Here is a 12,978-nt window from a genome sequence, read left to right on the forward strand (position 1 = left end):
ATTCTAAATTTGAATTGTATAAGTTGTTGTTCCTATAGTTATTGTTGTTCCATTTTTGCTTGTAAGTAAAGCAAAGTCTGAAGTTGCTGCATCACTTGAATAACGCATTGAATTTGTTCCTTCTGCGGCTAAAATTCCATAAACAGTATTAAGTGAAGATTGACTATAAGGTAAATGGCTTAAAAATCTTCTTGAATATGCTAATTGTAATCTTCGACCTATTCCTCTTCCAAATACTTCGGTAAATTCAGTTATCGAAGCATTACGTAAATCTAAAATTGTCGGTCCCGATGAACCAGCACCAGTTAGTGAAGGAGGTGGGTTTATTAGTCCGGATGCCCATCTGTCAACTGATCCAATAGGTGTTGTTTGTCCTGCCGGAGTAACGCTGCACTGTTGCCATTCAATAATTATACTGCTTGGAAAATTTTGCATAGGTGCCGGATGATAATCAACTTTAGTTTCATATTTCAATACTTTGTCAGCATTTGCCGGATCTCTTAATTTGTTTAATGCTCTTTGTTCGATTTGTGCAGCTGGAGTATTAACTTTATTATCTGCTGGGACAAGATTGTTTGGATTATTTCCTGGACCATGTAATCTATCCGCTATAAGGTGCATTCTATTCCAGCTGCGAATATCAATTAATGAAGCTCGGTCTAATAGAGTTAAATGATCCCAGCCTGGAGGAAAATTTGCTCCGCGTCCTGGTGGTGATCCAACAGTATTACCAGGAAGAGTGGTTAAAGGATCTGCCTTAACAAGAGTTGGTCTTCCATTTGCTGTTCCTGCTACCTGAAAGTTGGTAGTAATTGCATTTTGCCCAGGTGCAAGTCCTAATGATTGTAAATCATCTTTAATTAATTTTAATTTATCTTTCAATTCACGCTCTTTAGCTTGTTTTGTTACAGCTGGTGTTGCCGGCGTTGCATTTTCAAGTGCATAAAGCTGGCCGACTAAAACATTTGCTGCATTATAATTTTGTCTTGCATTTGAAATTTTAGTTAATTTTTCAGTTTTTTCAGGACTGTCTGGTGTTTTTTGAGTTTCTGTTTGTTTAGCATTTAAAAAATCTTCTAAACGCTGTCTTTGACTGTATATGTTTATTATTCTCGTTCCATTTTGCTCTTCGATTTTGATAGTGTGATTTTCTCCGTTAGAAAATGTAACAGGAGTATTGAATCCTAACCAGCCAAAAATAGCATCTCTGGCACTAGCACCCATTGCCATAACCCTGTCCAATAACGCCATTCCTGTATCAACCGCTTTATTGACCAGCCAGGTAAGTGCTTCGTCGACCATTTGTTGTACGGAGATAATCATTTCGCCAATTCTTGCCCCAATGCCGGTTAAACCAACCTGATTCGCTAAGAATCCTATTACGACCGGCATGGCTTGTCCCATGGTTCTTTCGAGATAATTTGCAGCTGTGGCAACATTTCCTCGGGCCAAATCGGCTACACCATTGACAAACGAATTAACCACTTCTAGCATTTCACGCAGGTATTTGATAAAACTTTGTATCGCGTTAAAGAAAGCCATAGCACCGTTTATCACGGCCATGATTCCCGTTGGGTCCAACATGCTTAAAAGTCTGGCGGTTATTCTATTAACAATGCGCTCCATGACAAAGTTTTTCACGGCATCGAGAACGGTATTCCACAAATTGCTAAGCTGTTCTTGTATTTTATCCCAAATCGCTGCCATACCGCGTTCCTGAACATCTTTTATAAATGTCCAAATACCTTCGAGCGTATTAATCATGCTTCGGATTCTGGCTACTCTTGCCGGCCCAATACGCGGATGCGCGGCTAGTTTTTCCCAGATTTTTTCCATCGAGATATTGAGCACTTCCATAACCCAGGTAATAACCCCTTGTAAAGAGAAATCAGTAAGCACCGGAATATTAGCATCTTTCAACTCGCTCATCAGCCAGCCGGTAACACCGTTTATCAAATGGGTTACGATATTGTCAAAGAACTGTATGAATCCTTGTTTAAGCGCTCTGAGTATATTTTTTAAGAAACCAATTGGATCTTTCTTGATATCGTCAATTGCTTCCAATGCTCTTGTTATGATATTTCCGATAAGGTCAAATGGGAAATTCATAATCTCTAGAATCGCGATAATTACAATTCGCACAATCTCTGCCACAAACGCAATCAATCGCCCTATAGGTTCGCCAAATTTTTCAATAATTCGGGTAAAAGCATCCAGCGGATTAATAAGATCGTTAATAGTAAACGAATTCCAGAGATCTGTAAAAAGCTGGATAATTGCCTCCGGAGTCATGTTTAAGGTTGCGACAGCGGCTTCAATTTCGCCTGTAATTCTGGCTATTGCACCAGATTCTACCATTTGCGCGTATTGTTCTTCGCCGCCGTCCATGAGGCTCATAAAACCTCTGATAAGATTAGGCACAGATCGTTCGACTGTTTCATTGGTAAAAGGATCACGTCCTATAATTACTTTAATTAACGAATAACCCCGCACCGTTGCAGCCTGAGCAGACAAATAACCTAATAAAGAATCTTTTACCAATTCTAAAACTTTTAAAGCTACGCCCGAAGCAAAATCCCAAACTCTTTGCAGGAAGGCGCCTGCATTCGATGCCAAAGCGGTAAGATTAGCATCAATGTTAGCAAGATTAGAAGGCTGAATAGAATCCCAGGCAGCAGTAATAAGACCTCGGAGTTCGCCTAATAGCGAATTGAAAGTTCCAACCTGAGTGTCGAGCCAGTCGGCTGTTTTTTGCAGCGTGCCTTTTTCGCGCATTTGCTCCAGTTCTGTCTGCTTGTCAATTAGTATTAAGAAATCTTCTAATATTTCGACTGTTGTGGCACTAACTTCTTTATCTCGTAAAGGGTCGTATTTGATTATTTTTTTGAGAAGTGAATATGCTTTGTTTTCTGCCAGTAAAGGTTCTGCAACTTCAATCAAGGCTTCTTTGATCCAGGTTATAATTTGATCAACAAGAGAAGCCGCAAAACTAGTTACCCGACCTACCAGGGTATTAAATTTAGTTCTGACAACATCTATAAAAGTTGAAATTGAAGATTCGTCCCAAGCATCTTTAACAAGTTGGAGTAACGCATCCATACTGAGACCGACTTCACTCAAGCGATTGCTGACCCAGTCAAAAACACGATCAATAATGCCGTATTCTTGCAGTTTGTCAAATAGGACTGTACCAAAAGGAACAAGACCCATAAATCCTTCAATAAGATTGACGGCATTTCTTTGGACATTTACATCATTCAAAGGATCGTAACCCGCTACCACGGTAAGCAGTGTATAACCGGGAATATGTCTGACATTGTCTTTTATAAAATCAGGAATCGCAAAGGACAATAAGGATCCCTGAATCATTTCGGGAGCAGGAGAGATGGAGTCTGGTTTTTTTCTAATGGCAGCGCCCTGCTGTACCGTATGCGTTAATTCATGGGCGAGTAAATGTTTACCGCTCTGCGAATTTGGATTGTATTTTCCTTCGTTGAAATAAATATTGTTCCCGGTTGCAAAAGCCTGAGCTCCCAATTGCTTATTCATTTGAACCGCGTTGGAATCATTATGAATACGGACATTGCTGAAATCGGCTCCGATACCAGTTTCCATTTCGGTTTTTACTTTTCCGGATAGAGGAGAACCGCCACCTTTACTGCTGTTTAAATTAGACTCTAAATTAGAAGTATCACTGGGGTTGGCATCGCCGGCAGCACTCTTTTGTATTTGTTTTTCGTCGTCTTTGGCTTGTTTGTCTTCTTCTTTTTTCTGCTGTAGATTTTCTTCTTCCCCTTTATTTTGAATTAAAGGTTTGAAGGAGGAGATTTTTCTTGAGGCAGTTTCTATTTTTTGGACTTCTTTCTTCTGGATCAACGTTTTTGATGCAGCAAAATCCGGATTGATTTCTCGTTTTTCGGTTGTTCGCGAATCGAGTTTGTTTTGAATTAGTTCTTCTTTTAGCTGTACAACGGGCGTTATGGTTTGGTTGGCAGTTTTGCGCTGTATTGCTTTATTTTGCTCTTCCTGTTTTTGAACATTGCCCGCTAATTTTTTTTGTACTACCGGCGATGGAGAAAAGAAAGCGTCTGGGTTTGTTGTCTGTTTATTGGTTACTACCTGATCTGCGACCTTGTCGGCTTCTGCTTCGTATTTATCGTTAGATTTTCCTATATTCAATTTTGCCTGTACCCCAAAAAAAGATTCCTTCCCCTTGTCATGATGTGACGCGGAGTGCGAAGGATTTGAGTTTGTTTTTTTGGTTAAGACGGACATATCTGATTATTGTATTTTGTGGAAAATCATTTCATTATGATGCATCTATGCTGAGGCTTCCTGTTAAACTGCAGTGCGTTGGATCGCCATTGTACCCGCTCAGAATAATTTGCACATAGTAAGTGCCATCAGTCAAATTAGAAACAGACGTACTTCCACCTGATAATGGAATTGCAGCACTATGCTCATTACTATCTATCAAAAATCTTTTTCTATATATTTTTACCTCCATTGTAGAGGCGATATTGCTGCATCTTGGCGGTCCAGTCCATTCTAAATTTGATGTTACAGTAACTGTTCCGCCACTACTCACGCTAAAGTTGTTAGACTCTCTTATTTGAGTGGTCCATCGGCTTATGTTCCAAGGTATTGTAGAGAATTGAAGCATATTTTTTTTCTGAACATTATTTGCTGTCTTAGTGCCTGTTTGCTGTATCGTATGCGTGAGTTCATGCGCAAGCAAATGTTTCCCTTCTTTAGAATCTGGATTGTATTTTCCTTTATTAAAATAAACATCATTACCGTGTGTAAACGCTTGTGCGCCCAGCTGTTCGCTCATTTGAACCGCTTTACTGTCTGTATGGATGTTTACGTTGCTAAAATCAGCACCAAAACCAGCTTCCATTTCTTGCTTTGTGGTTGCGTCCATTCCGTTACCGCTGCCTTTAGAGCTGTTAAGGTCACTTTCAACTCCTTCGTTTACCGAGTTGGACTCATTTAATTTTGCCTGAACTGTTTTTTCTTCTTCCTTATCTTCTTTTTTCTGAACTTGTTTGTCTTCGCCTTCGCAGTCGGCACATTTTTTTTGGACTTTTTTGTCTTCCTCTTTTTCAGCTTTTTTCTGAACTTTCTTGTCTTCTTCTTTATCGGATTTCTTTTGTACTTTTTTGTCTTCTTCTTTTTCAGCTTTTTTCTGAACTTTCTTGTCTTCTTCTTTATCAGATTTCTTTTGGACTTTTTTGTCTTCCTCTTTTTCTGCTTTTTTCTGAACTTTCTTGTCTTCTTCTTTATCGGATTTCTTTTGTACCTTTTTGTCTTCCTCTTTATCTCTTTTTGGAAGAGATTTTTCTTGTGCCAGATCTTGTTTTTGGACCTTCGAAATGGTTTCAGAAAGGGGTTTTTGCTGTACAGTTTCTTCTCTTTTTGTTGATAAAAGTCCGCCTGTTTTCGGTTTGTTTACCACTTTGTCGGCCACATTATCAGCCTCTTTTTCATACCTGTCCCCAACGGTTCCTGTAGTTAGTTTTTTTTGAACTTTCGGTCCAAAAAAAGGTGAAGGGGAGCCGTTTGATGCTTTTTTATGTTCAAATTCTCTCATGACGTATTATTTTACCATTTGGATTCATAATTTGTTTAATAAACAAACTGCGGACTATTTGCCGTAACACCTTCTTGCTCTAATGCGCTTTTTATCTGTTTGTACCAAAACGGAAAGATCTTGGAGAGGCGAAGTTCAATTTCATCAACAACATACTTTTCATATTTTTTCATTCCAAAAAAATGAGAATACCCGATAGAATCGGCATGTTTTCCTTGTTCAGTTATGTTTTCTCCTTTTAGCAGAATTGTGGGATTATTGTTTTTATAATTCAACAGCGATGCGAGCGTATACTGCTCGATTAGAATACAGGTTTCATAACCTTCTTGTTTTAATACCGTAAAGCTTTTTTGGTTTTCTAAGTATATTTTCTCCAAATCATAATAGCTTTTTATAAATTCATCACGGAGCTTGAGATCGTTAAAACCAAATATGCCGCAATTGTAGGAATAGCCTAAATTAGAATGCCAATAGGGCAGGTTATGAGTGTATTTCGTAAATAATTCTACCTGTTTCCTGTAATGGATTTCATAAGTATCTTCCCTGCGTTCTACGATGACGTCATCAAAACTAAAATCTATTTTTTTCTTAATAAATATGTCGGTGTCTATGTGGACAAAGGGCTCTGTTTGTACTTCCATGGCATTAATTTTAGATTTCATCCAAAGTTCGATTCTGTTGTCATTTTGCACTTTGGTTACAGCACAAGGAAGCATATACAGGAACTTAAATCCTATTTCATCTACATAAAGCTCAATTTCATCATACCATAAATGACTGTATAATATGCTTAGAGCCGTCATGTAGATCGTTTCCTTTAGTTTGTCTCCCATATTCCATCTGTTACTCATTATAGGAAGTACATCCAAACTGTAAATTATCTTGTGTTTCATCGATAGCTATTTATAGTTTTTAAGCGATGCCTTCTTTCTCTAAGGCAGTCTTTACTTCTTTGTACCAATACGGAAACAGTTTAAAAAGCCTGTTTTCTATTTCTTCAACAATGTCAATTCTGTATTTTTTTTGGCCTGCAATATGTGTGTAGCCTATTCGGTCTGCGAGCTGGCTGTTTTCGAACAAGTTTTTTTTCCACAGCAGTAATGTTGGTTTAATATTGTGGTGGTGTAATAAGGCTGCGAGATTGTATTGTTCTAAAACAATACATGGTTCTATTCTTGCAATTTTGGGATTGTTATTTTTTATAAAAATTTCCTCTAACGTATAGTACACTTTTAAAAACTGATCCCGAAGTTCCAAGTCTCTAAAACCTAATACGCCGCAGTTAAAAGCATATCCCAAATCGGGTTTCCAATAGTCTAAATCCTTAGTATATTGATTGAAAAAATCTAAGCGATATTGGTACATGCTGTATAATTCGTAATCATTTTGTTCAACGATTACTTTATCAAAATCAAAATTTATTTTTTTCTTTATAAAGACATCATTATCAAGATGTACAAAGGGTTTAGTTTGTTTTTCCATTACATCAATTTTCGATTTCATCCAAATGACAGTGTCTTCGTTACTGCTGATTTTTGTAACCCTGCACGGAAGCATGTAAAGAAACTTATACGCTGTTTCATCTGCATAAAGCTCGATATCCTGATACCATAAATGGCTGTATAGTATGCTTAGTGCGGTTGAATAAATTGTTTCTTTAAATTTATTTCCTTCATTCCATCGGTTATTACTAATAGGAAATGCATCTAAGCTGTAAATTATTCTAGGCTCTTCCCTCATAACATATTTTTTTTAATGGTATGAATTAATTTTTTTTCTTCCAGAAAAGTTATGTTGTTGTACAAAGAAGCTTTACGGCTGTGCTTGTACAATCGTCTCCATTGATAATCAGAACCTTTTGCTTCTGATGTATTGAGATGTATTTCATTATTATGATTTTTTTGACTGTCTTCAAATGAGGTATGCCAGACCATTTTACCCAGCAAAGGCGATTGTGTATGAGTTGCATTAGTAAAATCTCTTGGAAAACTGTCTATGTTGATGGACTTGTCGCCAACTCTGAAAATGTTTACTAATGCTTCTCCGTTTTTGGTTTTATAAAATTTAGAACTATATCTTTTTGTGGCCAGTTTGCTGGTCATGGGGAGTAAATCCTTTTCATTTTCAAAAAGCAGATCTATATCGTTAATGGTAATATCATAATATTCACGAAGATTAAGATAGTCTGCAATACCGCCGCAAAAGACTACTTTAGACATGTTTACATTATTAAATAAAAATTCTAAAGCCATTTGCTGAAAGCTGCGAATATTTTTTTTATCGTATTCTAAAAAAGAGGTGTTTTCAACATTCATAATTTTCATTTTTACCAGTTCACATAAATGATTCGTTTTTTCCAAGCCAATTTTATAATGCTCAGATTCCAGTTTAATTTGTCTAATAAAATATCTTGTGTTTTTCGCTCTATAATTATTGTGGGACTTTCGTCTCCGTTGATACTCAGTTTTCCGGGGCGCTGTAAAAATTCGTTTTGCAGCAATTCTGCCGATGTTGTTTTCATTACCTCCCAATTGCTCAAAACCGCTTGCAGAATCGTAGCAGCTTCTTTTTTCATTTTTTCAGAGAGAACAATGTTTCGTTCAATAGGCTGGGCTAAAGGAATATTGCATAAGAATTTTTCAAAACCCATAGTGTTCTCATAATCCTGTTCTTTTCCTGTGGCGATGTAATGCAAAAGGTGTGCGGCAGTTTCGGAATCCGTTATAGTATTGTCTTTATTAAGCAGTTTGCAATTTTCAAAAAGCGATTTCAAAAACGGATGAATCAAAACCAAACCTGCATTGTCGAAATAGAATTCGCTGTTATCTGGATCTCGTATTTCTGCTTCTTTTTCTTCTTTTTCAAAAGAAAGCTCTTTTTTGTCGATTATTTCTTCGTTATTATTCCAATTTTTTTCTTTTGATCCATTTGATGACACAGCAGCATCTTTTTCATTTGAGAAAATCAAATCTGGGTTGGCTGTTGTTTCTTCTTTATTTTCCTGAATTTTCTCATTTTCTATTCCTGTTATTTTTAAAATAATTGGTTCTAGTTTTTTTTCGATGTTCAAAACAAAAGTTTCAAGATCTGCCAGCACTTCCAGTTCGTTTTTATTCTCTATCTGATTTTTAATTTCCTTCAGAAAAAGTTCCCTGTGTTGTAAAAAGTTGTTCTTTTTATGAAATTCAAATGCATTGCAGATCATTCTCAAAAGTTTTTGTTTTACAATGGCAGCGCTTGTATCTAAAAGACTTAAAACAACTATTTCCCATGTTAAAAATCTTTGATTCGGAATCATTAGATTTTTTGCAATACGGGTCTCCATTTGTTTCTGTATGGCTTCAATGCTTTTTATTTTGGAATTGTTTTCTGTGTGGTTTTTTTTAAACAGTATTCCTTTTTTAATAATGGATGCAATTTGGCTGTCCGTAAATTGTTTGATAAACCGTGTTCGCGCAATTGGTTTTTGGACTGCATTTTTCCATTTAGAAGAAAATTTTTCATCATTTAATATTTCGATAAATATTTTATCCTCAATTATTTTAAAGTCATTATTTAAAGTTTTCCACCAAGTATCTGTGCCCGTCTCCAAGAAATGAAAAAAGCGTTCTATTTCTTTTTCTTGCGGTCTGATGCGTTTAAAACCGTCACTATTTTTTGCTTCCTTTTCAAAAACTTCTTCCACTTGTTTCGAAATGTTTTTTAGAATTTGTTCTTTGAAATCTTCAAAATCCAAATTTTGACTGATGGCAATATCAATGTTGAGCTTTTCTAATTGTATGCTGTGTGAGGGATTTTTAGAATCCAACTCGTTAAAATAATTTTCTAAAAGCGAGAATATTTCCTTTTGCAAAAACGCATCAATATTATCCTTGAGATAATATCCTTTTTCTTTAGAATTGGTATTTATCTCAAGGAAAACTGTATTGATAATATGTTTACTATTACTTACCACCAGCTGTCAGGTATTCGATCTGCTTATTTAGGCTGGTTATTATAAAACCGCTTTTTGCAAATACTTTTAACATAGCAGACAAAAACTCTTTCAACGATCCGTTTTTATCGGTATTAAATCCTATTTCAATGAAACCTTTAAATAAATCAGTATAAAGAACTGCTGCTGCTGTAATTTGTTCTTCAAAAGCTTTAAGAGTTTTGGTATCCTGGCATCTTAAAATAGTGTAAAACAGGGAAGTGTTTAACGCTACCAGCGTTTCTACCGCAGTAATCTCATTTGAATTTTGCAGTTTTACCGAAGAATTAACAGCTGCGACTATCGTCTTGAAATAGTCCTGATTGAATAATTCAGGTAATTTAGCATTTAAACTACCGCTGATATAACTTTCAAGGTTGCTTTCAATTTCTACAAATTTGTTTTGAGTTTCAGTAATGAATTTAGTAGTATCCTTATTGAATTTATTAGAAACACCAATTTCTTTAAGATAGGAAATGCTTGAAAGTGAATTTCGTACAAATAATATAGCATTGTTTAGACAGGTATTTTCTTCAACTGGTTTTCTAATTTCAATTGATTTTGGACCGTCGATTACTGAACCGCATTTGCCTTCTGCAGTTAGCGAAACGGAAATAGAAGATTCATTAAATAAAGAAATTGGTCTTGTGATTGGATCTTTTTTATCTGTAATCACTAATTCCTCATTGATTTTCCAAGTATAAGCCGCAGCGTTTGCAGAGTTGTTGTTTAAGGTTAACATTCCATTCGCATCTATATCATAAGAGAAACTGGCAGTAGGCAGGTCTAAGAGTGTAATAGAAAGATTGGATGGTTTGCCGTCGATTAAAATGGTTACACTTGCAGCACCCGAAGTTACACTAGCCGGAATAAACTGAAATTTTCCTCCTTTTAATGTTTTAACTCCTTCTCCGGATAAAATTGCGCCTTTTATGGCAGGTTCAAGGGCAAGTGGATAGGGCGTATTATCGTTTTTGCAAAAAGAAATACTATTGAGCAATCTGTTATCTATCAGTACTTTTGGATCTTCCACTTCAAAACTTACTTGATGGGTGATTTGAAAACCACAATTGCCATTATCTGCATGGAGCGTAACCTCAAAAGTGAATTTTTTCTGACTTTCGCTATTGTACTGGTAGAGGTGTTTTATCTCTGTTTTTTCGTCAGTAACAGGATCGGTTTTGTCGCCAAAATTCCACGTAAATTTTGTTCCGTTAAGGTTTTCTCCGCTTACGGTAAAAGTAACTTCGGTTTCGGTGGTTCCGGATGGTTTTAAGGGAACTGCAGTAAAATCGAATATTGGTTTTTCAAAAATGGTTATCTCGCATTTAGTCTCAAAATTATTAACGGTAAAGGTTATGGGCTGGCCTATCAGCTCTTTGCTCACTAAATTGGGATCAAAAACAAGAACTCCAAATTCATTTACTTTAATCCCTCCGTTTTGATCGTATCTAACATTGGCTTTTACAAAACCTCCCGCTGGCGATACTTTAAAAGGCAGAGGTGGAGTTTTACTGTCAAAACAAATTTTAGAAACAGGCAGACTAAGGCTGATATTGTTTTCGTCGCAGCATAAATAAGGCAGCGAAAAATCGGCCACAATGGGGTTTAAAATGGGGATGCCTTCAGCAAACTTTTCAAAATCACCAGTTAAAGAAGGTCTGTGGCTGTTGTAATAATAGTAATACGGAATTTTTTCTTCCAGATAAATCATTATAAATGTGCCTCCCGGAGCTACGCCCGCTTTATGCTCGTAACCGTGGTTTTTGTTGAGGTAATATTGGGTGAAATTCTGGATGGTTGTATCGAGTTCATTAGCGTTTACTGCCAGAATCATGATATTGAATCCGAGACCATTTTCTAACCTGATTTGCTGTATCGCTTTAAGTGCTTCTTTGTAGTTGCGCCCCTGATGTCCTTCGATTCTATAAAAATCACTATCCAGATGAATTTCGAGCGGTTTTTTAATATTTAGTAAATCATCATGGTAACTAACATTGTTTTTTTGCAGTCCTAAAATGGTTTTATCAAAATCCCAGGCGCTAATAAGCGAATCGTTTACAGTATTGTAAAACGGAATGGCTTTTTTGCCCAATTTACCCAGTTGTAAAGAAGGTGTAATTTTTATAAAATCATACAAAGGATTGTAGTTTTCTAATAATTGCAGACTTCGCAGAATAAGACTGTATAGTCTTTGCTTGGTCGTATTTTCGCCGTAACATAGTTTGATTTCATCTGTTGCTGCGTCTTTTTCTTCTGAATCTTCATCATCAGCAAGACAATCGGTACAAGTGCCGAAGTTTTCTCGGGCAAGCAAAGGCGATTTGTAAAAAGCATGACGGAATTCAAAACAAGGTTCGGTTTTTATTAATTCGCCCAGCATTAAATGCTTTGGAAACGCATTAATATCGGGATCACAATAAGTATCATCAATACTGATTAACAGTGCTTTGGTTTCGTTGTAGGTATCAACTAAATCGTTAAGCAGATCGTATAAATATTGAAAATCGGGAGGAAGTACCGGGTCTCCTTCAAAATTAAACAACTCGGTTATATTTTTTTGAAAAGCATCTAAAACGAGCGGCATGTTTAAGCCCGTCAATAGGATATTGTAGCCGTCCTGTAAATTCTGAACCACATTGTTTTTGAAAATTCCCTTGGTGAAATTTTGTTTTATGGCTTCAAGATGGGTAAAATCATCTGGTTTTAGTACAATTCGGTTTGATTTTACGTCGGGTAATTTATGGTAAAGATTAGTATAATTGATTTGACCAATTAAGCTGTCGTGATTCATTATTTGTGCGGCAACGGCTTTGCTGACAATTAAAACTCTAAAATTGCCTACAATTTCCAATCCCTGATTGTCGCATGAAAGACTAACACAAAGGTCAGATTCTTTTTCATAAGACTCCAGATACAAAAGAATTACGGCATCGTTAAACTCAAATCCTGTATTGGCGGTAAATTGTGCTAGAGCAAAATTGGGATCTTTTTCTTTTTTTTGCTGCTCTTCTGTTAAGAGTTCAAAAAGAGGCAATTGCTGGTTTGCCCCACCATAAAAAAAAGGTTTATAAGCCGCTTTTGCATTATCATAAATTTTGCAGTGCGTATAGGTTTTGGAGTCAAAATCGATTTTTTTGTTTCCCAATATATCTGCCTGATATAATTTAAAAAGATCACCATCAGTAGTTATACCCGTTCCCTGTGTTATGGATATGGTATTTTGAACCGCATCATAAGCTGGATACAAGCCGCAAACTATACCAACGCCACTCAGGTAAATGCGGGAGAGGCGGTCCTGGTCGTCAAAAAAATCTACAACCTCATTAAGGTTTCCTTCTGTAAGTACCTGATTCTTTGTAAATCGTCGGTATTGTGTTGTTATTGTTGAAAGTTTAGCTGACATTGGAAT

General features: G+C 36.4%; 7 protein-coding genes. All 7 read right to left on the reverse strand.

Features of this window, described 5'->3' with window-relative positions; genetic code table 11:
* Positions 1-3 precede the first annotated feature (3 nt).
* The 7 genes from C4F50_RS16175 to C4F50_RS16205 are packed head-to-tail and all read right to left on the reverse strand — an operon-like array spanning position 4 to position 12,972.
* On the reverse strand, positions 4-4,275 hold the full coding sequence (locus C4F50_RS16175) for an eCIS core domain-containing protein (RefSeq protein WP_228012054.1): 4,272 nt from the start codon (positions 4,273-4,275) through the stop codon (positions 4-6).
* Between the two features lie 34 nt (positions 4,276-4,309).
* Positions 4,310-5,593 carry an eCIS core domain-containing protein gene (locus C4F50_RS16180; RefSeq protein ID WP_228012055.1) on the reverse strand — a complete coding sequence of 428 codons (1,284 nt, stop codon included), beginning with the start codon at positions 5,591-5,593 and terminating at the stop codon, positions 4,310-4,312.
* 35 nt (positions 5,594-5,628) lie between these two features.
* Positions 5,629-6,486 (reverse strand): DUF6734 family protein, encoded by an 858-nt coding sequence (locus C4F50_RS16185; protein WP_194139680.1) that lies wholly within the window; start codon positions 6,484-6,486, stop codon positions 5,629-5,631.
* A gap of 19 nt (positions 6,487-6,505) precedes the next feature.
* A complete protein-coding gene (locus tag C4F50_RS16190; RefSeq protein WP_194139681.1) occupies positions 6,506-7,333 on the reverse strand; it encodes a DUF6734 family protein in 828 nt (275 codons plus the stop codon).
* On the reverse strand, positions 7,330-7,908 hold the full coding sequence (locus C4F50_RS16195; protein ID WP_194139682.1) for a hypothetical protein: 579 nt from the start codon (positions 7,906-7,908) through the stop codon (positions 7,330-7,332). The genes C4F50_RS16190 and C4F50_RS16195 overlap by 4 nt, the downstream gene beginning before the upstream one ends.
* A gap of 11 nt (positions 7,909-7,919) precedes the next feature.
* A complete protein-coding gene (locus tag C4F50_RS16200; protein WP_194139683.1) occupies positions 7,920-9,548 on the reverse strand; it encodes a contractile injection system tape measure protein in 1,629 nt (542 codons plus the stop codon).
* Entirely contained in the window at positions 9,538-12,972 is a 3,435-nt protein-coding gene (locus C4F50_RS16205) for a hypothetical protein (RefSeq protein WP_194139684.1), read from the reverse strand. Before C4F50_RS16205 ends, C4F50_RS16200 begins: the two co-directional genes overlap by 11 nt.
* Positions 12,973-12,978 lie beyond the last annotated feature (6 nt).

Origin of the sequence: Flavobacterium hungaricum, from assembly GCF_015182285.1 — a bacterium.
Taxonomy (GTDB): domain Bacteria; phylum Bacteroidota; class Bacteroidia; order Flavobacteriales; family Flavobacteriaceae; genus Flavobacterium; species Flavobacterium hungaricum.